The organism is Thermus sp. FJN-A (genome assembly GCF_054655095.1).
Window position 1 is genome coordinate 187,579 of record NZ_BAAHSC010000190.1, and the last position, 26,906, is coordinate 214,484.

25 protein-coding genes are annotated in these 26,906 nt (G+C 69.3%); 14 read left to right on the forward strand and 11 right to left on the reverse strand.

The genetic code is table 11. The features are described from left to right. Nucleotides 1–66: 66 nt before the first annotated feature. The 3 genes from ACYQ0J_RS08580 to thrS are packed head-to-tail and all read right to left on the reverse strand — an operon-like array spanning nucleotide 67 to nucleotide 4,023. Nucleotides 67–1,257: an ABC transporter substrate-binding protein gene (locus tag ACYQ0J_RS08580; protein WP_460171740.1), complete on the reverse strand. Its 1,191-nt coding sequence runs from the start codon at nucleotides 1,255–1,257 to the stop codon at nucleotides 67–69. Between the two features lie 10 nt (nucleotides 1,258–1,267). Next, nucleotides 1,268–2,044, reverse strand: coding sequence for a PaaX family transcriptional regulator C-terminal domain-containing protein (locus ACYQ0J_RS08585; RefSeq protein WP_460171741.1), 777 nt, complete (start codon nucleotides 2,042–2,044; stop codon nucleotides 1,268–1,270). Beyond that, nucleotides 2,044–4,023, reverse strand: coding sequence for a threonine--tRNA ligase (thrS, locus tag ACYQ0J_RS08590; protein ID WP_460171742.1), 1,980 nt, complete (start codon nucleotides 4,021–4,023; stop codon nucleotides 2,044–2,046). Before thrS ends, ACYQ0J_RS08585 begins: the two co-directional genes overlap by 1 nt. 314 nt (nucleotides 4,024–4,337) lie before the next feature. Between thrS and ACYQ0J_RS08595 the strand changes: the two genes are divergently transcribed. The 7 genes from ACYQ0J_RS08595 (at nucleotide 4,338) to ACYQ0J_RS08625 (ending at nucleotide 15,233) form a co-directional block, all read left to right on the forward strand. Beyond that, nucleotides 4,338–7,688 carry a carboxypeptidase regulatory-like domain-containing protein gene (locus ACYQ0J_RS08595; RefSeq protein ID WP_460171743.1) on the forward strand — a complete coding sequence of 1,117 codons (3,351 nt, stop codon included), beginning with the start codon at nucleotides 4,338–4,340 and terminating at the stop codon, nucleotides 7,686–7,688. 140 nt (nucleotides 7,689–7,828) lie between these two features. Further along, complete coding sequence (locus ACYQ0J_RS08600; RefSeq protein ID WP_460171744.1) at nucleotides 7,829–8,851, forward strand: hypothetical protein; 1,023 nt, start codon at nucleotides 7,829–7,831, stop codon at nucleotides 8,849–8,851. 180 nt (nucleotides 8,852–9,031) lie between these two features. Continuing rightward, nucleotides 9,032–9,511 carry a hypothetical protein gene (locus ACYQ0J_RS08605; RefSeq protein ID WP_460171745.1) on the forward strand — a complete coding sequence of 160 codons (480 nt, stop codon included), beginning with the start codon at nucleotides 9,032–9,034 and terminating at the stop codon, nucleotides 9,509–9,511. A gap of 9 nt (nucleotides 9,512–9,520) precedes the next feature. Continuing rightward, nucleotides 9,521–10,099: a hypothetical protein gene (locus ACYQ0J_RS08610; protein ID WP_460171746.1), complete on the forward strand. Its 579-nt coding sequence runs from the start codon at nucleotides 9,521–9,523 to the stop codon at nucleotides 10,097–10,099. Beyond that, nucleotides 10,020–12,572 carry a S8 family serine peptidase gene (locus tag ACYQ0J_RS08615; protein WP_460171747.1) on the forward strand — a complete coding sequence of 851 codons (2,553 nt, stop codon included), beginning with the start codon at nucleotides 10,020–10,022 and terminating at the stop codon, nucleotides 12,570–12,572. Before ACYQ0J_RS08610 ends, ACYQ0J_RS08615 begins: the two co-directional genes overlap by 80 nt. A gap of 40 nt (nucleotides 12,573–12,612) precedes the next feature. Beyond that, nucleotides 12,613–13,884, forward strand: coding sequence for a carboxypeptidase-like regulatory domain-containing protein (locus tag ACYQ0J_RS08620; RefSeq protein ID WP_460171748.1), 1,272 nt, complete (start codon nucleotides 12,613–12,615; stop codon nucleotides 13,882–13,884). Next, on the forward strand, nucleotides 13,881–15,233 hold the full coding sequence (locus ACYQ0J_RS08625) for a S8 family peptidase (protein WP_460171749.1): 1,353 nt from the start codon (nucleotides 13,881–13,883) through the stop codon (nucleotides 15,231–15,233). The genes ACYQ0J_RS08620 and ACYQ0J_RS08625 overlap by 4 nt, the downstream gene beginning before the upstream one ends. A gap of 46 nt (nucleotides 15,234–15,279) precedes the next feature. On the opposite strand, the gene ACYQ0J_RS08630 is transcribed toward ACYQ0J_RS08625, so the two are convergent. From ACYQ0J_RS08630 to ACYQ0J_RS08640, 3 genes are all read right to left on the reverse strand, one after another. After that, the gene (locus ACYQ0J_RS08630; RefSeq protein WP_460171750.1) at nucleotides 15,280–15,468 is read right to left on the reverse strand and encodes a helix-turn-helix domain-containing protein; all 189 of its coding nucleotides are present in this window, start codon (nucleotides 15,466–15,468) and stop codon (nucleotides 15,280–15,282) included. Between the two features lie 133 nt (nucleotides 15,469–15,601). Then, nucleotides 15,602–16,921: an S-layer homology domain-containing protein gene (locus tag ACYQ0J_RS08635; RefSeq protein WP_460171751.1), complete on the reverse strand. Its 1,320-nt coding sequence runs from the start codon at nucleotides 16,919–16,921 to the stop codon at nucleotides 15,602–15,604. A gap of 34 nt (nucleotides 16,922–16,955) precedes the next feature. Beyond that, nucleotides 16,956–18,179: an MFS transporter gene (locus ACYQ0J_RS08640; RefSeq protein ID WP_460171752.1), complete on the reverse strand. Its 1,224-nt coding sequence runs from the start codon at nucleotides 18,177–18,179 to the stop codon at nucleotides 16,956–16,958. Between ACYQ0J_RS08640 and ACYQ0J_RS08645 the strand changes: the two genes are divergently transcribed. Both ACYQ0J_RS08645 and ACYQ0J_RS08650 read left to right on the forward strand, forming a co-directional pair. After that, nucleotides 18,136–19,104 carry a tetratricopeptide repeat protein gene (locus ACYQ0J_RS08645; RefSeq protein ID WP_460171753.1) on the forward strand — a complete coding sequence of 323 codons (969 nt, stop codon included), beginning with the start codon at nucleotides 18,136–18,138 and terminating at the stop codon, nucleotides 19,102–19,104. The two genes, ACYQ0J_RS08640 and ACYQ0J_RS08645, sit on opposite strands and share 44 nt — an antisense overlap. A 38-nt stretch (nucleotides 19,105–19,142) precedes the next feature. Further along, nucleotides 19,143–19,550, forward strand: coding sequence for a hypothetical protein (locus ACYQ0J_RS08650; RefSeq protein ID WP_460171754.1), 408 nt, complete (start codon nucleotides 19,143–19,145; stop codon nucleotides 19,548–19,550). A 37-nt stretch (nucleotides 19,551–19,587) separates the two neighbouring features. On the opposite strand, the gene ACYQ0J_RS08655 is transcribed toward ACYQ0J_RS08650, so the two are convergent. Both ACYQ0J_RS08655 and ACYQ0J_RS08660 read right to left on the reverse strand, forming a co-directional pair. Continuing rightward, nucleotides 19,588–19,788: a hypothetical protein gene (locus ACYQ0J_RS08655; RefSeq protein WP_460171755.1), complete on the reverse strand. Its 201-nt coding sequence runs from the start codon at nucleotides 19,786–19,788 to the stop codon at nucleotides 19,588–19,590. 3 nt (nucleotides 19,789–19,791) lie between these two features. Further along, a complete protein-coding gene (locus ACYQ0J_RS08660) occupies nucleotides 19,792–20,427 on the reverse strand; it encodes a hypothetical protein (RefSeq protein WP_460171756.1) in 636 nt (211 codons plus the stop codon). A 23-nt stretch (nucleotides 20,428–20,450) separates the two neighbouring features. Between ACYQ0J_RS08660 and ACYQ0J_RS08665 the strand changes: the two genes are divergently transcribed. The 4 genes from ACYQ0J_RS08665 to ACYQ0J_RS08680 are packed head-to-tail and all read left to right on the forward strand — an operon-like array spanning nucleotide 20,451 to nucleotide 22,970. Beyond that, entirely contained in the window at nucleotides 20,451–21,173 is a 723-nt protein-coding gene (locus ACYQ0J_RS08665; RefSeq protein ID WP_460171757.1) for a metallophosphoesterase family protein, read from the forward strand. Continuing rightward, complete coding sequence (locus ACYQ0J_RS08670) at nucleotides 21,140–21,949, forward strand: DNA polymerase III subunit delta' (RefSeq protein ID WP_460171758.1); 810 nt, start codon at nucleotides 21,140–21,142, stop codon at nucleotides 21,947–21,949. The genes ACYQ0J_RS08665 and ACYQ0J_RS08670 overlap by 34 nt, the downstream gene beginning before the upstream one ends. Continuing rightward, entirely contained in the window at nucleotides 21,946–22,713 is a 768-nt protein-coding gene (locus tag ACYQ0J_RS08675; RefSeq protein ID WP_460171759.1) for a PSP1 domain-containing protein, read from the forward strand. The genes ACYQ0J_RS08670 and ACYQ0J_RS08675 overlap by 4 nt, the downstream gene beginning before the upstream one ends. Next, a complete protein-coding gene (locus ACYQ0J_RS08680) occupies nucleotides 22,710–22,970 on the forward strand; it encodes a hypothetical protein (protein WP_460171760.1) in 261 nt (86 codons plus the stop codon). The genes ACYQ0J_RS08675 and ACYQ0J_RS08680 overlap by 4 nt, the downstream gene beginning before the upstream one ends. On the opposite strand, the gene ACYQ0J_RS08685 is transcribed toward ACYQ0J_RS08680, so the two are convergent. Further along, on the reverse strand, nucleotides 22,958–23,869 hold the full coding sequence (locus ACYQ0J_RS08685; RefSeq protein WP_460171761.1) for an ABC transporter permease: 912 nt from the start codon (nucleotides 23,867–23,869) through the stop codon (nucleotides 22,958–22,960). The two genes, ACYQ0J_RS08680 and ACYQ0J_RS08685, sit on opposite strands and share 13 nt — an antisense overlap. Beyond that, the gene (locus ACYQ0J_RS08690; protein ID WP_460171762.1) at nucleotides 23,866–25,692 is read right to left on the reverse strand and encodes an ABC transporter permease; all 1,827 of its coding nucleotides are present in this window, start codon (nucleotides 25,690–25,692) and stop codon (nucleotides 23,866–23,868) included. The genes ACYQ0J_RS08685 and ACYQ0J_RS08690 overlap by 4 nt, the downstream gene beginning before the upstream one ends. Nucleotides 25,693–25,749: 57 nt before the next feature. Here ACYQ0J_RS08690 and ubiE point away from each other — a divergent pair, with 57 nt between their 5' ends. Next, nucleotides 25,750–26,454, forward strand: coding sequence for a bifunctional demethylmenaquinone methyltransferase/2-methoxy-6-polyprenyl-1,4-benzoquinol methylase UbiE (gene ubiE / locus ACYQ0J_RS08695; protein WP_460171763.1), 705 nt, complete (start codon nucleotides 25,750–25,752; stop codon nucleotides 26,452–26,454). On the opposite strand, the gene ACYQ0J_RS08700 is transcribed toward ubiE, so the two are convergent. Further along, complete coding sequence (locus ACYQ0J_RS08700; RefSeq protein WP_460171764.1) at nucleotides 26,451–26,903, reverse strand: arsenate reductase ArsC; 453 nt, start codon at nucleotides 26,901–26,903, stop codon at nucleotides 26,451–26,453. The genes ubiE and ACYQ0J_RS08700 overlap by 4 nt on opposite strands. Between the last annotated feature and the right edge of the window lie 3 nt (nucleotides 26,904–26,906).

A 26,906-nucleotide genomic window follows, 5' to 3' on the forward strand; every position in this document is an offset into this window, starting at 1 on the left:
TTACCATCCCCCCGGTCAGAAGGCGGTCACGCCACCCCATTCCGGCCCCCGCCGGGGCGGGGCGCCTTAGCGCCTTTCCACCGCCAGGGCCTTCCGCTGGGCCTCCTCCAGGGCCGCCTGGGGCCTTACCCCCTGCTTCAGGCTCTTCTCCAGGGCCTCTTCCAGAAAGCCGTACCAGACCACCATCTCCGGGTCCTGGCTCCAGGGGCGGCCCAGCTCCGCCTGGGCGAAGACCGCCTGCCGCTCGGGGTCCCGGAGGAAGTCGGCAAGCTCCCGCTCCGCCTCCCGCCTGAGGGGCAGGTACCAGGTGGCCCGCACCCAGGCCGCCTGGCGCTTGGGCTCCAGGAAGTGGAGCCAGAAGGCCACCGCCCCCCGGGCCTGCTCGGGGCTCGCCCCCTTTAGGACCGCCAGGGCCGCCCCCGAAAGGGGCACCACCCCCCCCTCCCGCCGGGGCAGGGGGGCCATGCCCACCCGGAAGGGCAGGGAGGTCTGGGCGAGGACCACGGGCAGGGCGGTGGTGGGCCCCAGGCCCATGAAGGCCTTGGTGCGCAGGAAGTCGGCCACGGCGAACTGGGCCTCGGCCAGGTTCCTGGCCTGGGCGTGCCCCTTCTGCACCAGGCGGTAGAGCATCTCCAGGGCCTCCACCACCTCCTTGGAGGTGAAGGCGGGAAGCCCGTCCTTCACCAGGCTTCCCCCCAAACTCATGACGATGGCGTTGAAGCTCCAGATGTCGGTGGAGACCACGAGGCCCTTGGCGGTGCGGCTGGTGAGCCTTCCCGCCGCCTCCTCCACCTCGGCCCAGGTCCTGGGGGGCTTAAGGCCCCGGGCGCGGAAGGCATCCTTGTTGTAGTAGAGGACGGGCACGGATAGCCCCAAGGGAAGGCCATAGGTCTGCCCCCGGACCTGGGTGGTTCGCATCATCTCCGGATACAGGTCCTTGGGCAGGTTCTGGAGGTAGGGGTTCAGGGCCAAGGCCACCCCTTCCTGGGCCAGGCGGGGGAGGAAGGAAAGCTCCCCGTGGAAAAGGACCGGGGCACCCCCTGAGCGCAAGGCGGCCAAGAGCTTTACCCCCGCCTCCCGGTAGTCCCCCACGTAGCGGGCCTCCAGGCGGTAGGCCCGTTGGCTCTGGTTGAAGCTCTGGATGGCCTCCTCCAAGACGGCGTTTCCCGGCGGCCCCGCCGTGTGCCAGAAGGGGAGGACCACCTGGGCCTGGGCCAGGGCAAAAAAGGCCAGGGCGGCCAGAAGGGGTCGCCTCATGCCTAAGAGCTTACCGGCCCTTGGGTGAGAGGGCTGAAAGGGAGAGGTGAAGCCCCTTTAGGAAGGGCTCGGCCTTCCCGTAGAGGGCCTTCCTGGCCTCCAGGAAGAGGCGGCGGGCCTCGAGGCCCAGAAGGCCAGGCGGGGCCAGCCCCGGGGGCAGGAGGGGGTCCAGGAAGAGCACCTTGCGCATCTCGTGCACCAGGCGGGTGAGGGTTTGGAAGGCCTTCACGGGGTCCTCCGGGACCGCCACGGGGAAGAGGGCCCGGTAGTGGGCCATGGCCCGCTCCAGGGGGAAGGCCTTGAGCACCGCCTCCGCTTCCCCTAAAGGTTCCCCCAGGAAGAGGGTGGCGGAAAGGCCGTAGAAGCCCAGGAGCTCCCGGGTGGCGGCGGGGTCCACCCCAGCCCCCAGGTAGACCCCGCTTTGCAGGCTGCCGTAGCCCAAAAGGGCCATCTCCCGCCGAAAGCGTTCCCTTTCCCCCCGCTCCTTTGGGCCTTCCGGCAGGACCAGGAGGAAACGCCCGTCCCAGGAGGTCCTGGCCTCGTAGAGGCGCCGCCGAACCTGGCGTACCTGCCAGTAGACCCGGTCGGAAAGGGCGTAGTAGGCGATGCGCCCCCGCCGCTCCGGCACCACCCAGCCCCTTTTGGCGCTCCGGGAGAGGGCCGCCCTCACCGCCGCCTCGGAGAAGCCCAGGACCTCCATCATGGTGATGAGGTCCCGCACCCGGGCGCGCCGTTCCGGGTAGATGTATTCCACAAAGAGGGTGAAGATGGTGGACCTGGCCCGCATCAGAGGGTTGGCTCCAAAAGGCGTTCCTTGTATTCCTTAAGGGCGGCCTCGAGGAAAGCCGCCAGGGGCATGCTTCCCAGGTTCCCCCGGTGCCGTCTGCGGACGCTCACCGTGCCCTCGGCCTTTTCCCTGTCCCCCACCACCAGGACATAGGGCACCTTCTGCACCTCGGCGTCCCGGATCCGGGCCTGCATCCTCTCGGGCCGGGTGTCGGCCTCGGCCCGTAGGCCCGCCTCCTTGAGCCTACCCGCCACCTCCCGGGCGTAGTCCTCCTGCTTCTCGGAAACCGGCACCACCAGGACCTGCTCCGGGGCGAGCCACAGGGGGAAGTCCCCGGCGAAGTGCTCAATGAGGATGCCGATGAAGCGCTCCAGGGAGCCGAAGGGGGCCCGGTGGAGCATCACGGGGCGGTGCTCCTCCCCGTCTTTGCCCACGTAGCTCAGGCCGAAGCGCTCGGGCAGGTTGTAGTCCACCTGGATGGTGCCGAGCTGCCACTCCCGGCCCAGGGCGTCCTTCACCACGAAGTCCAGCTTGGGCCCGTAGAAGGCGGCGTCCCCCTCCTCCACCGTGTACCGGAGCCCGGCCTCGGCCGCCGCCTCCTCAATCTGCCTTTCCGCCAGGGCCCACTTGGCCTCGTCCCCCACGTACTTGTCGCTTCTCGGGTCCCGCACCCCGATCCGGGCCCGGTAGTCCTTAAGCCCCAAGGTGGCGAAGACCTTAAGCACCAGGTCCAAGACCCCGAGGAACTCCCCCTTCACCTCCTCGGGGGTGCAGAAGATGTGGGCGTCGTCCTGGGTGAAGCCCCTAACCCTTGTGAGGCCAAGAAGCTCCCCCGCCTTCTCGTAGCGGTAGACGGTGCCGAACTCGGCGAGCCTTAGGGGAAGCTCCCGATAGGAGCGCTTCCTATAGGCGTAGATCCTTATGTGGTGGGGGCAGTTCATGGGCTTGAGGAGGTACTCCTCCTCCTCGCCCCTTTCCTTGAAGCTGATGGGGGGGAACTGGCTTTCGGCGTAGTAGGGGTAGTGGCCGCTGGTCCGGTAGAGCTCCAGGCTTCCGATATGGGGGGTGGTGACGAGCTGGTAGCCCCTTCTCACCTGCTCCTCCCGCATGAAGGCCATGAGCTCCTCCCGGAGGACGTTCCCCTTGGGAAGCCAGAGCACCAGGCCCTTCCCCACCATGGGGTCAATGAGGAAGAGCTCCAGCTCCCGGCCCAGGCGCCTGTGGTCCCGCTTTTTGGCCTCCTCCAGCTGCCAGAGGTACGCTTTAAGCTCCTCGGCGGTGCGGAAGGCCACCCCGTAGACCCGCTGGAGCATGGGCCTCCGCTCGTCGCCCCGCCAGTAGGCCCCGGCCACGTGGGTGAGCTTGAAGTGGGGGGGGATGCGGCCCGTGGAGGGGACGTGGGGGCCGCGGCAGAGGTCGGTGAAGCCATAGGCCTCGTCCCCCTGCTGGTAGAAGCTGATCTCCTCCCCCTCGGGGATCTCCAGGATGAGCTCCGTCTTATAGGGGTCCTTTCCCCGGTAGCGGGCGAGGGCCTCCTCCCGGGAGAGGACGAAGCGCTTTAGGGGGAGGTCCCGCTTGAGGATCTCCCGCATCTTCGCCTCTATGGCGGGCAGGTCCTCGTCGGAGAGGGGCTCGGGGGCTTCTATGTCGTAGTAGAAGCCCTTCTCCACCACGGGCCCCACCCCGAGCTTGACGCTTTCCGGGTCGTAGCCCTTCTCCCGGAAAAACTCCTTCACCGCCTGGGCCAGGACGTGGGCCAGGGTGTGGCGGAAGAGGGTCTGGAACTCGGGGTCCTTCTCCGTGAGGAGGCGCACCTTCGCCCCTTCGGGGAGGGGCTTCAGGAGGTCGTAAAGCTCCCCGTCCACTAAAGCGCCCACCGCCCGCTTCTCCCAAGCCCCGCCCAGGGCCTTGGCCACGTCCCAGGCGGTGGCCCCTTGGGGCAGGTCCAGGGCCTTGCCGTCCGGCAGGTAGACCGTCATGCCCTCTACTATACGTTCCCCGTTCAGGGGGCGTTCAGGCCCCTCCCCTATCCTGACCTTATCCTGAAGGGGCCGTGGTACCCTTTTAGGGATAAGGAGGTGGAGTGAGTGGAAACCCCTTGGAAAAACCCGGCTAAGGAGGGCCTTAAGAAAGGCCAGGGCAGGCTTGACATGAGGGGGGGGTGTGCGTAAGATTAGCCTCGGATGCCGCGCGAGAAGGGCTTCAGGCAAGGCGGGCCCGGCCCGCGCGGCGCCGGACCCGAAGGGGGCAACGCGGAAAACCCCTGGGGAAAAGCACTAAGGAGGTGCAGGGTATGAAAGGAGTAAGGCTAAAGGCATTCGGCGTGGCCCTGTTGGGCGCTTTCGCCCTCCTCTTCGCGGGCTGTGGCCAGCAAGGGAGTGGCGGGGGTAGCGCCCAGGCGCCCACCAAGGGGTCCCTCACGGTGAACGTGACCCCGGCGGACGCCCAGGTCCAGGTGACGGGTCCGAACAGCTACAGCAATAGCTTCACCGGCGGCAAGACCCTGACCGACCTGGAGCCTGGGAGCTACACCGTCCAGGCCAGCAAGACGGGCTACTTCACCGCCCAGGCCACCCACCAGGTGGAGGCGGGTAAGACCACCACCGTGGTCCTCAACCTCCTCCCCGTGCCCGCCGCCAGCCCCACGGAGGGCAAGGTGGCGGTCCTGGTGGTGAACGAGAACGGGGCGCCCATCTCCGGGGCCACGGTGTCGGACGGGACGAACAGCGCCACCACGGACGCCCAGGGCCGGGCGGACCTCACCTACACCACCGCAGGCGCCTACGCCATCAGCGTGAACAAGAGCGGCTACCTGGGTGACGCCAAGCTGGCGAGCGTGGAGCTGGGCAAGGTGGTGGCCCTCACCTTTAAGCTCCAGCCCGAGCCCACCCCCGCCCCCACCACGGGCACCCTGGTGGTCCACGTCTACGGGGCGGACACCGGCCAGACCCTCTCTGGCGCCAGCGTCAGCTCCAGCCCGAGCCTCACCTTTAGCGGTAGCGGCGGCCTCTTCACCGCCACCGCTTCCCCCGGCACCTACGCCGTGACCGCGAGCGCCGCGGGCTACCTCTCCGGGAGCCGGGCCGCCCAGGTGGAGGCGGGCAAGACCACCGTGCTCAACATCGGCCTCCAGAAGAACACCGCCTCCGGCCCCGTGGGCCAGATTGAGATCGTCTCCGTCAAGGACCAGTGGGGTGTGGACTTGCCGGTGCGGAAGGAGGTTAACCCCGCTAAGGACGTGAACCTCTACGCCTCCCAGACGGAGGAGCCCGTCTGCGTCACGGTGAGGGTGACCAGGGACGGCCAGCCCGTCCAGAACGCCCGCGTGCGGGTGAGCGCCTTGGGTATAGGGAATGTTGCAGAGCAGGTTCACCTGAACCCGGGCTGTGTCACCGCACCCACCAACGAGCTGGACTTCGTGATGACCGACGCCGAGGGTAGGGCTAAGTTCACCCTCTTCGGCGTGGGTTTAGATGGGGTCTTTGATGGGTTGACTTCGGTTTTCCCCATCAAGTTCGTGGTCTCCGCCAGCGAGCAGGCCTCCGGCTGGAGCGCCCAGCTCACCGAGTTCAAGGTCTTCTTCTACAACATCACCCACCTCTACCTCCGGGACGGCGGGGACGACGACACCCTTGAGACCTCGGACGACGTCATCCGCTACAGCGGCCAGCGCACTGGCTTTGACTTCGGCACCATCGTCAACGCCTTCAACTTTGACGACAACACGGTGAACCGCCACCTTTTCCGCGCCGAGGTCCGGACGAAGCAACCCACCTCGGACCTCTCCCCCATCTCCAGCTGGGGCTACGTGCGCTACGAGCTGGTGGGCGGGGACGTCTCCAAGGTGGACCTCTGCGACATCAGCCCGGCCACCTGCGCCGCCGCCATCAACGACACCGACGGCTCCGGTGTCTACCTCCAGCCCAAGTCCAGCGTCAGCGCCAGCGACCTGCCCATCAGCGTCCGGGTGAAGGCTACCCTGTACGTGACGGTCACCTACGGCCACAGCGGGTACACCTTCGCCCTCAAGGACTTCACCTTCACCAAGACCTGGACCGGCGCCGCCCTCGCCATTGAGAAGAGCGGCCCCACGGTCATCGGCTGGAGCGGCACCGACCACTCCCCCAACGACGTGACCCTGGTGCAGAGCGAGGCTGGGGTCCCTGACGGGGCCAAGTACACTTACACCATCACCGTCCGCAACCTGAGCGCCACCGAGACGGCCACCAACGTGGTCGTCACCGACCTCCTCCCCGCCGAGCTCGGCTTCGTCTCCGCCTCGGACGGCGGCACCTACGACCCCATCCTCCACACGGTCACCTGGAACTACTCCACCACCCCCGCCCTCACCTCCATCGCTCCCGGCGGCTCCGTGAGCGTGACCGTCACCGTCTACGCCCGCCACAAGCCGGGCTACGTGTGGAACGACAAGGACGGGGACATGGCGACTGACGGCGACCAGGCCTTGAACGAGCCCGGCTACTTCTACTCCACCCGGCCGCCTGCCTACGGCACCACCAGCGCCTACCCCGACCCCTACTCCTTTGACAACCGCGCCGTGGCCCGGGGCGACAACACGCCCGAGGCGAGCACGGCCAAGCGGATCTACGTGGTGCGGCCCTTCTTCACCCTGACCAAGACGCCGAGTACCGCCACCGTCTTCCAGGGCGACCGGGTCCGCTTCACCCTGACCGCCACCAACCTGGACCGGGCTATCAACGACCCCGACTACCGGGCTCTGAAGGCCGCCTACCCCGCGGACTACGCCGCCGCCCTCACGGGCTATAACCTCAAGGTGCGCGACCTCTTCGGCGAGGGCCTGGACTTCGTGAACGCGAGCCCGGCGGGCACTCTGGACGCGGACGGCAAGACCCTGGAGTGGGAGCTCGGCGACCTGGCCCTCGGGGATTCCACGAGCATCATCGTGGACCTCCGGGCGAGCGAGGAGGGCACCTGGCGGAACTGCGCCCGGCTCTACGCTTGGAACCTGAACCAGTACGACCTTGACGGCTACCCGCTCTGGAACGTGCCGCCCACCCAGCTTGAGCCCGCCACTGGCACCGACCCCAGGCCCGAACCGCCCTACACCTTGGAGACAGGCAACCCCGACACCGTAGGCAACTACTTGGAGTCCTGCGCCACCATTGAGGTGGAGGGTAGGCCCACCCCCTACGCCCTCGCCATCAGCTCCCTCGGTGAGTTCGACAGCCTGACGGGCGGCAACTCCACCGACCCGGTGGCCGAGGGCAGCGAGTACTACTACCGCTTTGAGATCCGCGCCTGGGAGGGGAGCTCCGGTCCGCAGACGAACGTCACCCTTGACGTGAACCGCATCGCGGGCAACTCCACCTTCGCGGGCACCGGCACGAAGGGCGTGGACTTTGAGGTGGAGCTTGACCCCGACGGGCCCTTCGGCCCTGCGCCCTACGCGGCTGTGCTGAACGCCGACGTGCAGGTGCTTTCCTGGACGTCCACCTCGGTTCAGCTCCGTTACCTCCCCGGCCTCAACCCCGGCGCTACCCTGCGCTTCAGCCTGCGGGCCACCGCGGTGAACGGGACGCAGACCACTGTCCAAGCGGACGCCTCCAGCGCCGAGGCACCCGGCCCCTACACCGTCACCGAGAACACCACCATCATCCCCTAGCTTAGGGCCGAGACCCGCCCCCCGCCCCCATCGGGGCGGGGGGTTGCCTTTGCCGGGAGCGGAAGTTAGAATGGTGTTCGCAACCCGGAAACTCCGTTCCCTCGCCTCCAGATACTCCAGAGCCATAGGGAGGTGGTTTTATGGTGGCCTATAGGTTTGGGTTCTTCGCCATCTTGCTCGTTCTGACGGCCTGCAGCCAGCAGGGGGCGGGCCCTGCCCAGGGGGTGGACCCGCCCAAGCCCTCCGGGGAAGGGGACGGGGGGCCCTCCCTCCAGGCGGTGTACTCCCCGGGGGCGGGCACCTGGAGCCCGGTGGCCTTCGCCTGGATAGACCCTCTCCAGGGGGCAACCCGTTTGGCGGATTTGGACGATGAGGACGACGAATACACCACCGTTTCCCTTCCCTTCTCCTTCCCCTGGGGGGGAAAGGCGGTGACGGAGATCGCGGTGAGCACCAACGGGGTGATCGCCGATGGCCCGGAGGGCACCAGCGCGTATAGCAACTCCTCCCTCCCCTCCGGGGGGCAGAACCGCTTCGCCCCGGTCTTCTGGGACGACCTCTACAACGACTGCCCCCAGGGGGGCATCTACACCCGCACCCTCACCTCGGGCGGCAACCCCTCGGCCTTCGTGGTGGGCTGGGTGAAGGTGCGGCATTATGGCGGTACCTGCTCCGGCCAAGGGACGGTCTCCTTCCAGGCGGTCCTCTACCCCGATGGCCGCGTGCTTTACCAGTTCCTGGACACGGACTTCGGCAATCGCCGCTGGAACGCTGGGGCCTCGGCTACCGTGGGCCTCCAGGGGGCTCCCGAGGGCTACCCCCAGGCCTACGCCCTCTGGAGCCACAACAGCCCCGTGGTGCCGAACGGCACCGCCATCCTCTACACGCCTCCCCCGGCGGCCCAGGCCCTGAGCGCGGGCACCCTCACCCCCCTCTGCCGCCTGCCGGACGCCCAGGAGGGTTCGCCCTACGGCCCCGTGCACCTTTATGGTCCCTCCGATCTGGCCTCCCTGCCGTCCGGTATGACCAAGACCTCCTTCCGGGGCGGGGTTAAGGTGGACGGGGCGCCCGGTGCTGGTACGGCGGGGACCTACGTCCTGGCGGAGCCCCGGGCCCTGACCGGGGGGTGCTTCCTGAAGGTGAGGCCTGGCGCCATGGATTAGGGATCAAGACGCTCCCCCTGGCCACGGCCAGGGGGCGTTAAGATTTTTTTAAGGCCCGGTGAGGAGACTGGAAAAAGGGGGGTGGGACCGGGACAAGAAAGGCGGCCATCAGGCTCTAGGACGCAGGGGTAAGTGGATGGCTAAGGACGGTTTGGAGGACGCTAAAAGGAGGTGAGGGCAGTGAAGACGGCGAAGCTTCTCTTGTTGGCCCTGGCCCTGGTGGGGGTTCCGGCGCTGGCCCAGCGCACCTATCTGGAGGCCGGCACCAGGGCCGATATGAGCTTTTCTTTTGCGCAGCAGACGGCCTTTTCCCTGGTGGCCGTGGTGGACGCCGGGGTGCGGGACCTGGCGGGCCCCTTCGGGGTAGGGGGGCGCTTCGGCATCGGGGTGGCCCAGGGGGGCGCGGCCTTTGAGCTGGGCCTTTCCGGGCTCTTCCACTTCGGGAAGTACGGGGCCGGGATAAGCCCCCTGGCGGGCTTTGGCTTTAGGGTCTTCTTCGGGGGCGGGCAGACGATCTTCGGCCTTGGCGGGGTGGCGGGGATGGAGTACTTCCTCAACCGCCAGGTGGCCTTCGTGGCCCGGGCCGAGCCCACCCTTTGGTTCTCGGGGGGAACCAGCTTCGGCCTGGACCTGCGGGCGGGGCTTCGGGTCTACCCTTAGGGAGGAGCCGTGCGGGCGCTATTAGCGGGTTTACTTGCCTTGGTGGCCCTCCTCGCCGCTTGCGGCAACCAGGGCCAGGGGGGTGGGGGGGGTACCCCTCCCCCCATCGGCGGCCTGCCCACCCCGCCTCCTGGGGGTGGAGGGGGAACGCCCCCACCGCCTTCCGGGGGCGGCGGCCTTTCCGGGACCCTTTACCTGGGCCGGACCATCTCTGGGGGCACGGTGCGGGGAAGCTGGGTCTTCGCCCTCTACTACGATCCCTCGCGGGACGACTTTGACGATACGAAGAGCAAGAGCGTTCAGATCGGCCAGGACGGCCGACAGGCCCCCTTCAACGTTTCCGGCCTGGTGGCGGGACATTACGTCCTCGTGGGGTTCAAGGACGTGGACGGGGATAGGCAGGTGAGCCCTCCGGACTACCTGGGCATCTACACGGATTCCCAGGGCAACCCCTTCCTCACCCCTGGCCGGAGCGGGCTGTCCCTGGTCATGGAGTTGGTGAGCGCTTATGGCTACGGTTACCAGAACACCCCGGTGGGTCTTCCTGCTCGGGCTCTTGGCGTTCTTCGGGTGCCAACAGGAAGGTAGTCCCCCACCCTCAAACGGGGGTAACCCCCCTGCTCCTGGCTTCACCCTGGCCCTGGAGCCCTCCCAGGTCACCCTCCGGGCGGGGGAAAGCGCCACCCTACGCCTCACGGTCACCCCTCAAGGGGGGTTCCAGGGGGCGGTGCTCCTGAGCCTGGAGGGGGCCCCCCAGGGGGTGGGCCTCTCCCCCCAGGCGGTGAACGTGGTGGGGACCGCCCCGGTGCAGGCGAACCTCACCCTCTCCAGCCAGGCCACCACCCCGCCCGGGAGCTACAACCTGTCCCTCAAAGCCACCTCGGGGAACCTCACCCGCACCCATCCCTTGGCCCTCACCGTACAAGGGGGCGGGAACATCTCCGGCACGGTGAGCCTGGGGGCGGGCATCCAGGGCCAGGCCCTTCCCCCTCTGGAGGCCGGGGTGGGGTCTGTGCCCTCCCTTCCTCCCGAGCCCCAGGCGGTGCCAGGGGAGCTCATCGTAAAGCTCAAGGGGGCCTTGGCGCCCCAGACCCTTCCCCAGGCCCTACGGGCGGGTGGCCTTTCCCTGCGCCTCCAGCGGCCCATGGGCCTTCCCGGCACCGGGGTCTACCGGGTGGAGGAAGGGATCTCCCCCCAGGCCCTGGCCGAGGTGGCCGCCCTGGAGGCCCTGGCGGCCCGGGTGGCGGCCCTCCCCGGGGTGGCCTACGCCCACCCTAACTACATCCTGTACCCGCTGAAGACGCCCAACGACGTGTACTATCGGTACCAGTGGCACTACGACCCCCAGCACCTGAACCTCCCCGCCGCCTGGGACCTGGAGGACGGGACGAGCCGGCCCGTGGTGGTGGCCGTGGTGGACTCGGGGGCTCTCATCCGCAAGCGCCACCCCGACCTCACCCCCGCGTTCCTGCCGGGCTACGACTTCATCTCCTACCCGGAGGTGGCCATGGACGGGGACGGGCGCGACCCCGACCCCGAGGACGAGGAGGCGGCCTCGGAGGGCGAAAGGGGAAGCGGCTACCACGGCTCCCACGTGGCCGGGACCATCGCCGCCCTCACCAACAACGGCCAGGGGGTGGCGGGGGTGAGCTGGGGGGCCAGGGTGGTGCCCGTGCGGGTCCTGGGCCTGGGGGGTGGGGCCACCTCCGACATCTTGGACGGCCTCCTCTGGGCCGCGGGGGTGCAGGTTCCCGGGGTGCCCCCGAACGCCAACCCTGCCCAGGTGATCAACATGTCCTTGGGGGGAAAAAGGCCCTGTAGCCAGGTGCCCGCTTGGCAGGAAGCCATCAACCGGGTGAACGCCCAGCCCCAGAAGCCGGTGATCGTGGTGGCGGCGGGGAACGAGCAGGACGACGCCAGCAACTATAGCCCTGCCAGCTGCCAGGGGGTGATCACCGTGGGGGCCACGGAGTTCCGCAACTACCGGTCTTACTTCTCCAACTACGGCCCCCGGATTGACGTCATGGCCCCGGGAGGGGACGTAACCCGGGACCTCAACGGGGACGGGTACGCCGATGGGGTCCTCAGCACCCTGTGGGACAACCAGGGGGGCAGACCGGCCTACGTCTTCTACCAGGGCACCTCCATGGCCGCCCCCCACGTGGCGGGCATCGTGGCCCTCATGAAGGCGAAGAACCCCGGCCTGGGCTACGCCGAGGTCTTGAACATCCTCAAGGGCACGGCCAGGCCCCTCTCCGACCAGGCCTGCACTGGGCAGCCCCATCCTAGGGTGAACGTCTCCTTGAGGTCCTCCGACTGCGGGGCGGGCCTGGTGGACCCGGTGCGGGCCCTGCAGGCGGTGGGGGGCGGTCCCGGTCCGGGCCCGAGCCCCGACTTCCAGCTCCAGCTCTCCCCGACCAGCCTCACCCTGGCCCCGGGGCAGACGGGCCAGGTGCAGGTGGGCGTGGTGGCCTCGGGGGGCTTCTCGGGCCCCGTGAGCCTCACCCTTTCGGTAGCGCCTTCCGGAGTCACGGGGAGCTTCAGCCCCAACCCCGCCACCGCCACCAGCGTTCTCACCCTGAGCGTGGGCCAGGGGGCGGCCCAGGGGAGCTACACCCTCACGGTGCGGGGCACGGCGGGGAGCCTCACGCGGGAGGCCAGCCTGAGCCTGAGCGTGGTGGCCGCCCCGCCCCCGCCGCCCCCGCCCGCCACCATCGCCGGCACCTACGTCTTCGGCCTCTACATAGACGAGGACGGCAACCTGGACGAGACCAAGAGCACCTATATCCGCATCCTCCGGGACGGGCGGAGCGCCCCTTACACCCTCCGGGACCTCTCCCCCGGCACCTACCTGGTGGCCGCCTGGAAGGACGTGAACGGGAACGAGGTCGTGGACGACGGGGACTATCTGGGCGTGTACGTGGACCCCCAGGGGAACTACCTGGTCCAGCCCCCCAGGACCGGGGTGGACTTCAGCGTGGACCTGGTGCAGGGCTGGACGGCGGGGGTTCCCGAGGGCCAGCTCCGGGCCTGGGTCCAGAGGGTCTGGAGCGGACGCTAGGGACTTGGGGTAAGCCCCCCCGCCGGGTATAATCCTTGCCATGCGCTGGACCCTGGCGGGGGTAGTTCTGGCCCTAGCGGCCTGCTCGGTGCCCCCTCGCCTTTCCGAGGTGGAGGGCGCCCTTTCCCTGGGGCCCGGAGGGCCTCCGGTGGCCGGGGCCTGGGTGTACCTGGAAGGCCCCTCGGGGGCCTGGGGGGTGCGGACGGACAGGGGGGGGAGCTTCCGCCTTTACGTGCCGCCGGGGGCTTACAGGGCCTGGGTGGAGGGGGAGGGCCTGGCGGGAAGCGAGGTGCGGGGCCTGGCCCTGGCCCCCGGGTCCCAGCCCCTGGGCCTGGTGGCCCTGCCCCCCTTCCGCCCGGACTGGCCCAGGAGGCCGCCCCTCCTGGAGGCGGAGGCCGGGGTGGAGGGGGGGGTGGTGCGCTACCGGGCCCGCCTCTCGCCCCAGGAGGGCCTTCCCCCCCTGGCCCTTTTGGTGGGGCTCGGCTACGTGCCCGGGACCCTGTCGGTGGGGGTGGGGGAGCACCTCTACCTGGAGGAGACGCAGGACACCGGCTTCCGCCTCCTGGACCCCAGGGGGCTTTCCGGCCCCACCACCCTCTTCCTGGTGGGCTACGACGCCAACAACAACCGGGTGGAGCTTCGCCTGCCTCTATCCCTTCCCGGAGGGGCGGGGCAGGGAGGCCCCCGGAGGGCCAAGGCCGTGGCCTACACCCTTTCCCGGCGGGTGGAGGCCCTGGGGTTCCAGGGGGGGTACAGCCTCCTGGTGCGGCTCTCTTGGGAGGGGGGGGAGGGGCCCTACAGGGTCTTTCGGGAAACGGAAGAGGGGGTTCAGGAGGTGGCCTACCTCCCCCGGGGGACGACGGCCTTCACCGACGCCGGGCCTGGCCTTCGCCCCGGGGAGCGGGTGTGCTACCGGATAACGGGGCCGGAAGGCCAAGCCTACACCTGCACCACGCCCCTTCCCCCCTTATCCGTGCGCATCTCCTCGCCAGGGGAAGGGGAGACCACTGGCCCCGCTCCCCGCCTGGCCTGGGTTGTGGAGGGCAATGGGAGCGGGCTTTCCTTCGCCTTCCGGCCGGCGGTGTGGGACCAGCTCACGGGAGGGGGGCTCTTCCTGGGGATGACCGAGGAGATGGAGGTCCTATCTCCTCCCCTCCTCCCGGGAAGGCCCTACACCTTTGAGCTGTACCTGGCGTACGCCGTGGACGACCCGGGAGACCCCAGGGCCTACAGCGTGGCCGCCGACCGGCAGGGAGGCCTTTCGGGGATCGCCGTTCCCGGGCCCAGCGTGAACTTTGAGGTGAGGCCGTGAGGTGGGCGCTCCTTCTTTTCCTTCTCGCCGCTTGCGGCGTGCCCCCGCGCCCGCCGGTGGGCGAGGGGCCCGCCTTGGTAGTGGGCTACACCCGGGAGGCGGATGTGGAACGGGCGGCCGAATGGCTTTCGGCGCGGAGCGTGGAGTGGCTTCCCGCTTTGAAGGCCGCCCGGCTTCGCCTGCCCCCCGGGCTTTCCCCGGAGGAGGCCAGGGGGCGCCTCCGGTCCTTGGGTCTGCGGTATGTGGAGGAGGAGGGCCAAAGGGACTACCGGCCCCTTCCCGAGGCCCTGGGGGCCCTGGCGGTGAGCCCCTACGCCTGGCACCTGGAGGCGGTGCGGGCAGAGGGGGCCTGGGGGGTTTCCACCGGGGCCGGGGTGCAGGTGGCGGTTTTGGACACCGGGGTGGACGCCACCCACCCGGCCCTTCGGGGGCGGGTGTTGGAGGGCCTGGATGCGGCCACGGGCCTCCCCCTTCCGCCGGATGCTGACGAAAGCCTGGGAGAGATGCATGGGACTCATGTCGCCGGGCTGGTGGTGGGGGACGGCATAGGCGTGGCGCCTGGGGCCCTCCTTCGCCCGGTGCGGGTTTTCTCCCCGCACTATGTGGGGGACTTCCAGGTGGCCCAGGCCATCGTCTGGGTCGTGGACCGGGGAGCGAGGGTCCTCAACCTCTCCTTCGGAGGCACGGCCTATTCGTACCTTTTGCATGAGGCCATAAACTACGCCCTGGAGCGTCTGGTGGTGGTGGTGGCCGCCGCGGGCAACCAGGGAAGCGTGGCCCGCTTTTACCCTGCGGGCCTGCCCGGGGTGATCGCCGTGGGGGCGGCGGACGGCCAGGGCAACCCGGCCTGGTTCAGCAACCGGGGGCCCTGGGTGGGGGTGTGGGCCCCGGGGGTGCGGATCTACTCGGCCATCCCGGGGGGAGGGTATAGCCTCCTCAGCGGTACCTCCATGGCCAGCCCTATTGTGAGTGGCGTGGTGGCCCTCATTAAAGCCCTCAATCCCTTTGTTCAGCCCTTTCACGTGTACCAAGCGTTGAAGGCCGGCCCTGGACCGGATGCCCTTTTGGCCCTCCAGGCTTCCGGTTTTCAGCAGCCCGTTTGCCTTTACCTGCGGGTGTTGTGGGAGGGCGTGCCCGCTTTGGATGTGGATATAACCCTCGTGGGCCCCGGGGCCTTTTTTGCGAAGACCAACGCTCAAGGAGAAGTGAGGTTTCTTCAACTCCCCCCAGGGGCCTACAAGCTCACCCTCGCCCTTTCAACACCCCAGGGGAGGAGGTTTCACGAGCAAAGCTTAAGCTTGTCCACAAGTTCCTCTTGTCTACTTCCCTTGACGGTTTCCCTGCCCTAAGAATTTGCGTGAAGACTCCCCCTGCTTCAGAACGGGGCTTCGCGGTTCACGGGCCGGTGGTAGCCGTGCCCATCCCTGCGGGCTCCGTCCGAGCCCTGGCCAGGACGTTCAGCGCAGCGGCCACGCGCTCCTGCAAGGCGGCGTTGGAGAGGTGACGGCACAGGGTCAGGATCTCCTCCAAGTCCCGCGATTGGGGTTTGGTGGGGTAGAGGCGGTACTTGAAAGCCTTGCGCATCGTGGTCCTCGCGTGGGATACACCACGTGGCGAGCTTCGCGCGGTGTTCAGCCGCCAAAGCCGGGCGGCGTGGGGGAGTCCATGTATTCCCGCTCCGAAGAGGCGGGGGATTATAGCTCCCCCTACCCCTACTTTAAAGCCTTAAGGCCAGACCGAAGGCCAGGGTGGAGCGCTGGCTGGCCTGGCCGTCAAAGAGGTAGCGCTGGTGGCCCTCCAGGAAGAGGCTTAGGTTGGGGGCCACCCGGAAGCCTGCCCCCACGAGGAGCTGGCCGAAGGGGGTTTGGTCCAGGTAGAGGCCGCCCCCCACCCCGAAGTAGCCGTCCAGGTTCCCGTAGGAGGCGCGGAAGGTGAGGTCCAGGCTGGCAAGGCCCTTCGCGGGCTCGGCGAAGGGGGCCTCGTAGGCCAGGCGCAGGCCCAAGGGGCCGAGGAGGGCGTCATGGCCCAGGAAAAGGCGGCCGTACCAGTTCTTCTCCACGTCCCCCTGGTAGAGGGCGAGGCCCAGGTGGAGGGGAAGGCGGCTTGGGGTGAGGGTGCGCCTGAGGTCGGCCACCTCCTCCTCCAGGGCCTTCAGGCGGGCTTGGTCCTGGGCCTGGGCGCTTTCCAAGCCCCTTAGGCGCTCCTCCAGGACACCTACCCGGTCTGCCAGGGCCTTAAAGCCCTTTTCCAGGTCGCTCACCCGGGGCTCCAGGGCCTCCAGACGGCCTTGGGCCTCTCGGGCCAGGCCCTTGGCCTCGGGGAGGTCCTTAAGGGCCTCTTCCAGACGCTTCAGGGCCTCCTCCTGGGCGGAGCGGGCCCTCTCCAGGGCTTGGAGATGGTCCCTGAGTTCCTCCTGGGCCCGCCGCAAGGCCTCCACCTCTTTAGGGTCGGCCTGGGGACGGGCTTCCAGGGCCTTGAAGCGCTCCTCCAGCGCCTTTAGGGAGGCTTCGGCCCGCTTTAGGTCCTCCTCTAGTTTCCTCGCTTCCAGGGCCTTTTGCGCGGCCTCGAGGCCCTTCAGAGCCTCCTCCAAGGCTTGGACCCGCCGGGCCAGGTCGTCCTTCTCCCTCCGGAGGGCCTCCAGGGCTTGGAGATCGGTCCCGGGCCTGGCTTCCAGCTCCCGCACCCTGGCCTCCAGGGCCTCTTTCTCCTCCTTAAGGGCGGCCAGGGACTGGGACTGGGCCTTAAGGTCCTCCTGCAGGGCTTCCACCCCCTTGAGGAGGCGGTCCACCTCCTCGGGGGAAAGGCGGTCCAGCCCGTAGGCGGCCAGGAGGCGGTAAAGGGCCAGCGCCGCCTCCTGGCGGGTTAGAGGTTCCCGCCAGCGGTAGGTTCCGTCGGGGTACCCGATGAAGATGCCTTTGGCCAGAAGGATTTCCACGGCTTCTTGGGCCCAGGGGGAGGGTGGAGGATCCTCGTTTTGAGCTAGCCCCAGGGTGCCGAGAACAATGGCCGAGACCAGAACAAGATGAATAGGTTTCACACTACATCACCTCCCGCTTCATTATACGTGTTGTTTACACCCCTTCCGGGAGCCCCCTTCCCAGGCGAAGGGCCAGGGCGTAGAGGGCGGCCGCCAGGAGGAAGAGGGCGGGATAGCCCAGGCGGTCGGCGAAGTACCCCCCAAGCACCGGGGAGAAGGCGAAGAGGCCCGCCAGGGTGTTGGCGAGGCCGATGGCGGCGCTACGCTCCTCGGGCGGGGCCAGGTTGAGGAGGAGGGTGGTGGTGGAAAGGCCTAGGGCGGCCAGGTAAGCCCCCTGGAGGAGGAAGACCAGGCCGAAGAGGCCGGGGGGAAGGAGGAGGGCGAGGCCGAGGGCCAGGGCGGCGAGGCCCGCCCCCGCCTCGAGCACCCCCCTGGACCCCCTTTCTGCCATGCGGGCCCAGAGGAGGTTGGAGAGGGTGAAGGCGAGGGCGTAGAGGGAGAGGTAGAGGCCAAGCTCCTCCCCCTGCCCCAAGGCCTTCACGGCGTAGGCGGCGTAGAAGGGCTCGGCGAGGCCCGCCAGGGCCAGGAGGAGGCGCACCCTGAGGTAGCGGCGGAAGGCGGGGCGGCGGAGGGGGGCCTTGAGGTCCAGCCGGGCTTCCCTGGGGGCCTCCTCGGGCTCCTCCGTGAGGCCGAAGAGGTACCACCCAAGCCCGAAGGCCAGCGCCCCCAGGGCGAAAAGGAGAGCGTAGGGCAGGGGGAAGGGGAGGGGGAGGGCCAGAACCTCCCGCACCCAAAACCCCGCCAGGAAGGCCAGGAGGCCCCCCACCAGGTTCCGGGCGGAGAAGAGGGAGGCGCGCCTTTCCGGGGGCGTGGTCTTGGCCACCACCTCCCAGAAGGGGAGGCTACTGACCCCGGTGAAGAGGGCGTTCAAGGAAAGGCCTAGGAGGAAGCCCGGGAGGAGGAGGGAGGGGTTTGGGCCGAAGAGGAAGGCGGAAAGGGCCATGAGGAGCACCCCGGAAAGCCTTAGAGCGGCCACCCTTCGGTAGAGGACGATCTTCCGGGGAAGCCTCGCCACCCAGGGGGCCAGGAAGGCCTGGGGCACCATCCCCCCCGCCTGGAGGAGGGCGGGTAGGAGGCCGATGAGGGCCCCGGGGGCGCCGAGCCTGGCGGCGAAGCCCGCGAGGACGATGTTGGGGTTTAAAAAGGTGTCCCCCAGCCACACCAGCCAGCCATTCACCACCGCCAGGCGGTAGTTCCGCTCCCTCAGGTCTAAGATGGAGAGGATGCTTCTTCTGCCTTCCCTCGGGGCCTTCCACATCCTGCACCCACGCTACAACGCCGCCACGGTTTTGGCCATTTTGGAGGAGGCCCGCCCCGCCGCGGTCTTCCTGGCTTCTCACTCGGAGGAGGGGCTGAAGGAGGGCCGCTGGCGGGAGGAGGACCCCCTCCTCTTCCACCTCCTCCCCTGGGCGGAGAGGAGGGGCATCCCGGTGGTGCCCCTGGACGAGGAGGCCCACCTCAAGGCCGAGGCCGAGGCCTTCCGGGAGGCCCTGGCCGCCCACCCCCTGGGCAAGCCCCACCTGGAGCGGATGGCCGCCTTTGACCAGGCCCTTCTGGACCTCCTCAAGACCCCCCTCACCCCCGAGGTCCTGGGCTCGGAGGCCTTTCTGGGGAGGCTCAAGGAGGTGTATGCGGGCTTCGCCCAGGCCTTCGGGGAGGGCCCGGCCACGGGGTTCCGCAAAAGGCGCATGGAGCGGGTGGTGGGGGCTCTGAAGGAAGGGGAGGGGGCGGTGGTGGCGGAGCTACTGGACTACCTCTTCCTGGCGGAGGCCTTCCCCGAGGCCCTGCCCAAGGCCCACCAGCCGGGGGAGGCGGAAAGGGAAAGGGCCCTTTTGGACCGGGCCTGGCAGCTTAAGGAGGAGGACGACTGGGCGGGGCTTTTGGAGGGGCTTTTCGCCATCGGGACCCCTGAGGCCCTCTACCTGGCGGCCCAGATCTACCTGGCGGCGGGGGAGTGGCGGGAGGCCCTAAGCCTCATGGAGGAGGTCTTCCGCAGGGACTTTCAGCACCCGGAATACCTCCCGGGCTACGTCCTCGCCCGCTTCGGGCAGCTACTGGACCTGGCGGGGGAGAGGGAGAGGGCCCTCAGGGCCTACCGGGGGGTTTTGGCCCTCTCTTGGGCCCCGGAGGAGGCCCTGGCCATAGCCCGGGCGGGCTTGAGGAGCCCCTTCCGGCTGGCCTAGGGGCATTTGTCCTGGGGCGCCGGGGGTAGGCTTGAGGCATGGAGGTGGAGGTTCGCCGCACCCGCCACGCCCAGTACCGGCGCCTGGCGGCGGTGCACGCCGGGCCCCTGGGGCCCGCCCTCCTCGGCCACCCGGAGCTCGCCCCCCTTTACGAAAAGGCCTACGCCCGCTGCTCGGGGGCCGAGGGGCTGGCCTGCCAGGGGGTGGGGGGGGAGCCCCGGGTCTGCCTGGTGCGGCGGCTGGAGCACCTGGCCTGGAGCGCCCTCCGGGGGGGCAGGAGGCGGCGGGAGCAGGAGCGCCAGGTGGTGGAGGGGCTTTTGCGCTGCATGGTCCACCTGAAGGGGGAGTTCCCCCGGGAGTTCCTGCCGGTCCTCGAGGCCACCCAGGACTTCTTGCAAAAAGACCTGGACTACCTCCGGGGCCAGGAAGCCCCGGAGGTTGTTTGACACCATCCCATGCTGGCGCAAGCCAGCATGGGTGGTATTAGAGCAGGTGGTACATCTTCCCCAGGAGGAGCATGAAGGCCACGGTGGAGGCGGCCAGGACGATGAGGATCAGCATGAAGAGGATGAAGCGCAGGTCAAAGGTCTCCCCCTCCGTGGTGAGGATCCGGGGGTTGAGGATCAGGTAGAAGAGCAGGGTCACGAGGGCCGCTCCTAGGGCAAACAGGGCGATGTATGCCATGGTTCACCTCCCGCGCCACCAGAGGCCGAGCACCGCCTCCAGGCTTGCCCTCAAGTTTACCAGCCCCACCCCGTAGGTGGGAACCCCCAAGGCCCAGCCCACGCCCCCCAGGTAGGGGCCTTCCCCCTGGGGGAGGGAGAGGGGCAGGGGCGGGCTTTCCCAAGGGGCGTAGGCCCGCGTCTCCCGGTAGGTGAGGCCGGTGGGGGCCCGCACGGTGAGGCGTAGGGGATCCCCCTCCGCCTCCAGGGGCCGCCACCCCTCCCCCGTTTCCTTACCCCCGGGGAAGAAGACCCCGAGCCCCTCCCCGGGGAAGGCCAGGAGGAGGCGGTGGGGCCGGGTCTTGGCCAGGAGGTGGGCTAGGGGGGCCCGGGCAGGGCCCGTGAGGGGGGTCCCGTCCCGGGTGGGGGAGAGGTAGGAGGTGTCCAGGGCGAGGAGGATCCGGCCCCGGAAGGCGAGGCCGTTTAAGGCCTGGAGCACGGGGAGGGCTTCCCCGTAAGGGGCGTGGAGGAGGGTGGTACCCCCGCCCCGCCCCCCCTCCAGGTAGCAGAAGAGGGTGCCGAACTCGTCCAGGCCCGCAAGGAGGTGGGCCGAGAGGACCTCGAGGTCCTGGGAGAGGGCTTCCAGCAGGGGGGCGGCCATGTTCTCATGGTATCCTAAGCCCCGTGCGCTACCTGGTCCTCTCCGACATCCACGGGAACTGGCCCGCCCTGGAGGCCGTCCTCCAGGCCGCCCCCCCCTTTGACCGGGTGCTCTTCCTAGGGGACGCGGTGGGCTACTACCCCGACGGGGACCGGGTGCTGGACTGGCTCCTGGCCGTGGGGGCGGCGTGCGTCTTGGGCAACCACGACGCCTGGCTCCTGGCCCTGGAGGCCCTGCCCCAGGAGGGGGCGGTCCTGGAGATCCTGGCCTGGCAGCGCCAGCGGCTTTCCCAAAGACACCTGGAGTTCCTGGCCTCCTGGCCCTGGCAGCGGGAGGTGGAGGGGGCGCTTTTGGTCCACGGCTCCCCCTGCGACCCCCTGGAGTACCTGGACGAGCTGGAGGCCGCCCGCCAGGGCTTCGCCTGCACCGAGGCCCGGCTCGCCCTCCACGGGCACACCCACCTGGCAGGGGCCTTTTTGGAGCTCTCCGGCCCCCGCCCCTGGGTGCGCTACCAGCGCTTCCCCGAGGGGGGAGAGCTGGTCCTGCCCCCCACCCTGCGGGCCCTGGTCAACCCCGGCTCCGTGGGCCAGCCCCGGGACGGGGTGCCGGGGGCGGCCTTCGCCCTTTGGGAAGGGGACCGGCTCCACTTCTTCCGGGTGAGCTACGATCTGGAAAAGGTGGCCCGCCGCCTCGAGGAGGAGGGTTTCCCCAAGTGGCTCCACACCCGCCTGACCCTGGGGGAATAATCGGCCACGAGGCCGTCCTGGAGCTTCTCCCCCGCCTGAAGGCCCAGACCTTCCTCTTCTCCGGCCCCGAGGGGGTGGGGAGGCGCACCGTGGCCCGCTGGTACGCCCTGGGGCTCAACCGGGGCTTTCCCCCGCCCCCCTTGCCGGAGCACCCGGACCTCCTGGAGATCGGCCCCAAGGAGCGGGGCCTCCGGGGCCAGGCCGAGGTGCGCCTGGAGGAGGTGGAGCCCCTCTTCGCCTGGTTCGCCGCCCACCCCCGGGAGCGGGTGAAGGTGGCCATCCTGGACGCCGCCCACCTCCTCACCGAGGCCGCGGCCAACGCCCTCCTGAAGCTTTTGGAGGAACCCCCTTCCTACGGGCGCATCGTCCTCATCGCCCCAAGCCGCGACACCCTCCTCCCCACCCTGGCGAGCCGGGCCCTGGAGGTCCCCTTCGGGCCGGTGCCCGAGGAGAAGCTCCGCGCCCTCACCCAGGACGCGGACCTCCTGGCCTACGCCGCCGGGGCCCCGGGGCGCCTCAAGCGGGCCCTGGCCGACCCCGCCCTCTTCCGGGCCCGCATGGAGAAGGCCCGAATGGCCCTCAAGGCCCCCCCCTTGGCCCGCCTCGCCCTCTTGAGGGAGGTCCTGGCCGAGGAGGAAGGGTTTTTTGCCCTCTACGCCCTCCTCCGCCAAGAGCCCAAGGCCCTCCTGGCCTTGGAGCGGGCCCGGGAGGCCCTGGAGGGATACGTGAGCCCGGACCTGGTCCTGGCCCGGCTGGTCTTAGACTTAGAAGCATGACCGTGGGCGTCCGCTTCCGCACCCCCGTGCTCCGCTACTTCCGCTTCCAGGGGGAGCCCCCGCCCCTGGAGGCCTACGTGGTGGTGCGCACCGGGAGGGGCCTCGAGGTGGGCAAGGTGCGCACCCCGCCCACCCAGGCCCAGGCGGCGGGGGAGGTGGTGCGCCTGGCCACCAAGGAAGACCTGGACCTGGCGGCCAGGCTCCGGGCCCGGGCGGAGGAGGCCCTCTTCTACCTCCGGGCCCGCCTCAGGGAAGAGGGGGTTTCCGCCAAGGTCCTGGGCTGCGACTTCACCCTGGACGGCCGCCACCTCTCCGTGCACTACGCCGCGGAGGAGCGGGTGAACCTGCGCCGCTTCACCCGGGATCTCTCTGAGCGCTTCGGTGCCCGCATTGAGTTTCTGGCCGAGGGTCCCAGGGAGGAGGCCCAGTACCTGGGGGTCCTGGGGGCCTGCGGCATGGAGTCGTGCTGCTCCACCTGGCTTCAGGGCTTCGCCCAGGTCTCCATCAAGCTGGCCCGGGACCAGCAGCTTCCCCTGAACCCCGAGAAGATCTCCGGCCCCTGCGGGAGGCTCCTCTGCTGCCTCACCTACGAGCACCCCGTCTACCAGGAGCTTCTCAAGGAGCTCCCCAGGAAGAACGCCCGGGTGTGCACGAGGGAGGGGGTCTGCGGCAAGGTGCAGAAGGTGAACCCCCTGAAGGGGACGGTGGAGCTTTACCTGGAGGACGGGAAGAGCCTCGAGGTGCGCAAGGAAGAGCTGGCGTGAGGACCCAGGCCGAGGTTTTCGCCCAGGCGGTGCGCCGGGTGGTGCGGAACCGGCAGGGGACCGAGGCCCAGGTCTTCCTGGAGGAGGGCTTCCTCTACCTCAGGGCGGACGGCCACGCCCGCTTCGCCCAAGGGGAGGGGGCGGAGGGCCTTTTGGGCTTCGCCCTCCTCCGTGACGGGGTGGAGCTCCTCTTCCGGGACGGGAGCCGCCTCAGGCTCCGCTACCGCCTGGGGCGGCTTCGCGCCTACTTCTCGTAGGGCTTGCCCACCGCCGCGGGGGGACGGCTTTTCCCGATGAAGCCCGCCAGGACCAGCACCGTGACCACGTAGGGGAAGGCCTGGACCAAGACGGCGGGCAGGATCTCCCTGCCCTGGAGCTGGATGGCGAGCGCCGAGGCGAAGCCGAAGAGGAGGGTGGAGAAGAGGATGCCCAAGGGGTGCCACTTGCCGAAGATCATGGCCGCCAGGGCGATGAAGCCGAGCCCCGCGGACATCCCCCGCACGAACTGGTTCAGGAAGCCGATGGCCAGGTAGGCCCCCGCCATCCCCGCCAAAACCCCGGAGAGGACCACCCCCACGTAGCGCATGCGGTAGACGTTCACCCCCAGGGTGTCCGCGGCCTCGGGGTGCTCGCCCACGGCCCGGAGGCGCAGGCCGAAGGGGGTCTTGAAGAGGATCCACCAGGCGAGGGGCACCAGGAGGAAGGCCAGGTAGACCAAGGGGGAGAGGCCGAAGAGGAGGGGGAGGCGGTTCACCACCTCCTTGGAGTTGGTGGCGTTGCCGTAGAAGTAGGTGAGGACCAGGCTCGGGGCCCCCAGGGCCAGGAGGTTGATGGCGGTGGCGCTGATGATCTGGTCCGCCCGGTACTTGATGGAGACCACGGCGTGGACCAAGGCCACGAGCCCGCCCACCGCCATGGCGCTCGCCACCCCCACCCAGGGGAGCCAGGGGTGGGGGCCTGGGCCCAAGGCGGCCTCGAGGCGCTCCACCACCACCGCCGCCGTGAGGGCCCCAAAGAGGATGATGCCCTCCAGGGCGATGTTCACCACCCCGCTCCGCTCGGAGAACATCCCTCCCAAGGCGGCGAAGAGGAGGGGGGTGGTCTGCCGCAGGGTGGAGAGGAACAGAGCCACGAGAAAAGCGGTGTCCACGTTCATGGGGCCTCCCTCGCCTCCCGCCTGCGGGCCTCCTTAAGCTCCACCTCCGCCGCCCGCAAGGGGTCGGTGAAGTAGCGGGGGAGGAAGCCGCCCGCGGCGATGAAGAGCACGATCAGGGCCTGCAATACGGCCACCAGTTCCCGGCTGATGCCAAGCTGCAGGTTCACCTGGAGCCCCCCCGTGAGGAGGATGCCGAAGAGCCAGGCGGCAAGGCCCACCCCCAAGGGGGTGTTCTGCCCCATGAGGGCCACGGCGATGCCGTCAAAGCCCACGGAGTAGGGCAGGGCCTGCTTCAGGCGGTACTCGTCAATCCCCCCGCCCAGCACGTAGTGGGTGGCGGCCAGCCCCGCCAGGGCCCCGGAGAGGAACATGATGAGGACCACCTTCCGTCCCGCCAGCACCCCCCCGTACTCCGCCGCCTTGGGGGCCAGGCCCATGGCCCTGAGCTCGTACCCCCCCACGGTGCGGAACACGTAGAAGTGAAAGAAGAAGAGGGCCAGAAGGGCGAGGAGAAAGGCCCCGTTCAGGCGGACGGAGGTGAGGTCGGGGCCGAAGGCCACCGCCGGCCCCGGCAGGAGGCCGCCCACCAGGTAGCCCGCCACCGCCCCCAGGAGGCCGAAGAGCACCCGGTGGCCGAGGCTTTTCCGGGCCAGGAAGTAGCCCAAGAGGCCGAGGAGGAGGGCCAGGGGCAGGGCGAAGGAGAGCTCCCCGCCGGGGGCCACGAGTTCGGTCCAGTGGGGGATGCGGGCCTCGGGCCGGATCTCGTGGCTCCTCGCCTCGTACCCCGGGTACTTGAAGGGCAGGTGGAGGGTCTTGCCGAAGAACTTGTACTCGTTGGCGGAGATGAGGAAGAGGAAGAGGCTGGCCGCGATGTAGTTCAGCATGATGGTGTTGATGACCTCGTGGGCCCCGAAGCGGGCCTTGAGCCAGCCCGGCAACGCCCCCCAAAGCCCCCCGGCCAGGGCGGCGGCGAGGATGGCCAGGGGCAGGACGAGCCACCGGGGCCCGGGCAGGTACACCCCTACCAGCATGGCGGCGATGGCCCCCAGGATGAGCTGCCCCGGGGCCCCGATGTTGAAAAGCCCCCCGCGAAAGCCCAGGGCCACGGCGAGCCCCGTGAAGACGAGGGGGGTGGCGAGGAGGAGGCTCTGGAGGAACCCCGAGGGGTTCACCAGGGGGCTATAGAGGAGCTGGTAGGTGTAGGTGATGAGGTCCAGCTTGAGCAGGACGGCCTCCCGCCAGCTGGCGGCTTCCCCGGGGCTTTCCTTGAGCACGGCCACGATGACCCCGCCCAGGAGGGAGGCCAGGAGGAGGGAGAAGAGGGGCACCACTACCCCTCGCCTCCGCACCAGGAAGGCGAGGCCCCCCGGGGCGAAGACCCGGGCCAGGAGGAGGAGGTAGAGGCCGTAGGCCAAGGTGGCGTAGCTCCCGAGGCCGAGGCTATAGCGCCGGAGGATGGGCCTTTCCGCGCCCGCGTTCACCTGGGCCACGCTCCCCTGGAAGAGGACGTAGGTGAGGAGGAAAAGCCCAAGCCCTATAGCCCCCGCCCAGTAAAGCCCCCTGGGCCCCGCCTTGGTCCAGGGGAGGAGGAGGCTTAGGAGGAGCCAGGCCAGGGAGAGGTAGAAGACGGGGTAGAGCCAGCCGTCCCGGTAGCCCTGGGGCAGGCCTCCCTGGGGCAGGTGGTGGCCGAAGGGGTTGAGGAGCACGCCCTCCCCGCCGAAGAGCCTGTGGGGTACGGCCCAGGGGGCCAGGTACCAGAGGAGGAAGGCCACCCCTCCCCCGAGGAGGACCAGGACCCCTAGGCGCCTACGGTCCGTCAACACGCCCACGATTGTACCCTAGCCCGGCTGGGTAACACCTCGGGGTGCTAGACTGCCCCCGTGGTGCCTTCGCCCGAGGAAAAAGCGGGGCGGGTCCGGCGCATGTTCTCCGAGATCGCCCCCCGGTACGACCTCCTAAACCGCCTCCTCTCCTTCGGGGCGGACCTGCGGTGGCGCCGGGAGGCGGTGCGGCTGGCCCTGGAGAAGGCCCCCAGGCGCATCCTGGACCTGGCCACGGGGACGGGGGATCTGGCCCTCCTCCTCAAGGAGAAGGCTCCGGAGGCGGAGGTGGTGGGGGCGGACTTCGCGCCGCCCATGCTGGAGATCGCCCGCAGGAAGGCGCGGGAAAGGGGCCTCGAGGTGCGCTTCCTCGAGGCGGACGCCCTCGCCCTCCCCTTCCCCGAGGGGGCCTTTGACGCGGTCACCATCGCCTTTGGCTTCCGCAACTTCGCCGACTACGAGAAGGCCTTGCGGGAGCTTTACCGGGTGATCGCCCCGGGCGGAAGGCTCGTCCTCCTGGAGTTCCCCCCGCCCCCCCAAGGGGCCTTCGGCCTGGTCTACCGGGTCTACTTCGGGCGGGTCCTCCCCTTCTTGGGGGGGCTCATCTCGGGGAACTTCGGGGCCTACCGCTACCTGCCGGAAAGCGTGGCGGCCTTTCCCGCTCCTGAGGCCCTGAAGGCCATGATGGAGGGGGCGGGGTTTTCCGTGCGCTACGGGCTTCTCACCTTCGGGGTGGCGGCCATCCACGTGGGGGACAAGCCCTAAAGCCCGGCCGCCCTCGCAAGCTCCTCGTCCTCCGGGATTTTCCCCTCCCGGAGGGATGCCACCAGGTGGCGGCACATCCTCCCTAGGGTGTCCCGCACCCTTCGCCACTCCTCCAGGGGTTTCCCCGTGGGGTCGGGGAAGGAGACGTGGCGCTTTTGGGTCTTTGCGGGGTAGGCGGGGCAGGCCTCCTTGGCCTGGTCGCACACGGTGAGGACGAGGCCGAAGTCCCAGGGGTCGGGAACCTCCAAGAGGGTCTTGGAGGAGTGGCCCGAGAGGTCCAGGCCCACCTCGCCCATCACCCGCTTGGCCTCCTCCTTCACGAAGGTCTTCTCCGTGCCCGCGGAGTGGACCTCAAGGTCCACCCCAAGCTCCCGGGCGAAGTGGCGGAGCCAGGCCTCCGCCATCTGGCTCCGGGCGGAGTTGTGGGTGCAGAGGACAAGGAGCCGCATCCT

Coding starts and splice junctions, on each gene's coding strand:
- ACYQ0J_RS08700 (WP_460171764.1), bottom strand. CDS start 26,903: ATGCGGCTCCTTGTCCTCTGCACCCACAACTCCGCCCGGAGCCAGATG.
- ACYQ0J_RS08645 (WP_460171753.1), top strand. CDS start 18,136: ATGGAGAGGATGCTTCTTCTGCCTTCCCTCGGGGCCTTCCACATCCTG.
- ACYQ0J_RS08630 (WP_460171750.1), bottom strand. CDS start 15,468: ATGCGCAAGGCTTTCAAGTACCGCCTCTACCCCACCAAACCCCAATCG.
- ACYQ0J_RS08685 (WP_460171761.1), bottom strand. CDS start 23,869: ATGAACGTGGACACCGCTTTTCTCGTGGCTCTGTTCCTCTCCACCCTG.
- ACYQ0J_RS08650 (WP_460171754.1), top strand. CDS start 19,143: ATGGAGGTGGAGGTTCGCCGCACCCGCCACGCCCAGTACCGGCGCCTG.
- ACYQ0J_RS08595 (WP_460171743.1), top strand. CDS start 4,338: ATGAAAGGAGTAAGGCTAAAGGCATTCGGCGTGGCCCTGTTGGGCGCT.
- ACYQ0J_RS08640 (WP_460171752.1), bottom strand. CDS start 18,179: ATGTGGAAGGCCCCGAGGGAAGGCAGAAGAAGCATCCTCTCCATCTTA.
- thrS (WP_460171742.1), bottom strand. CDS start 4,023: ATGACGGTCTACCTGCCGGACGGCAAGGCCCTGGACCTGCCCCAAGGG.
- ACYQ0J_RS08655 (WP_460171755.1), bottom strand. CDS start 19,788: ATGGCATACATCGCCCTGTTTGCCCTAGGAGCGGCCCTCGTGACCCTG.
- ACYQ0J_RS08660 (WP_460171756.1), bottom strand. CDS start 20,427: ATGGCCGCCCCCCTGCTGGAAGCCCTCTCCCAGGACCTCGAGGTCCTC.
- ACYQ0J_RS08615 (WP_460171747.1), top strand. CDS start 10,020: ATGGCTACGGTTACCAGAACACCCCGGTGGGTCTTCCTGCTCGGGCTC.
- ACYQ0J_RS08580 (WP_460171740.1), bottom strand. CDS start 1,257: ATGAGGCGACCCCTTCTGGCCGCCCTGGCCTTTTTTGCCCTGGCCCAG.
- ACYQ0J_RS08675 (WP_460171759.1), top strand. CDS start 21,946: ATGACCGTGGGCGTCCGCTTCCGCACCCCCGTGCTCCGCTACTTCCGC.
- ACYQ0J_RS08600 (WP_460171744.1), top strand. CDS start 7,829: ATGGTGGCCTATAGGTTTGGGTTCTTCGCCATCTTGCTCGTTCTGACG.
- ACYQ0J_RS08620 (WP_460171748.1), top strand. CDS start 12,613: ATGCGCTGGACCCTGGCGGGGGTAGTTCTGGCCCTAGCGGCCTGCTCG.
- ACYQ0J_RS08585 (WP_460171741.1), bottom strand. CDS start 2,044: ATGCGGGCCAGGTCCACCATCTTCACCCTCTTTGTGGAATACATCTAC.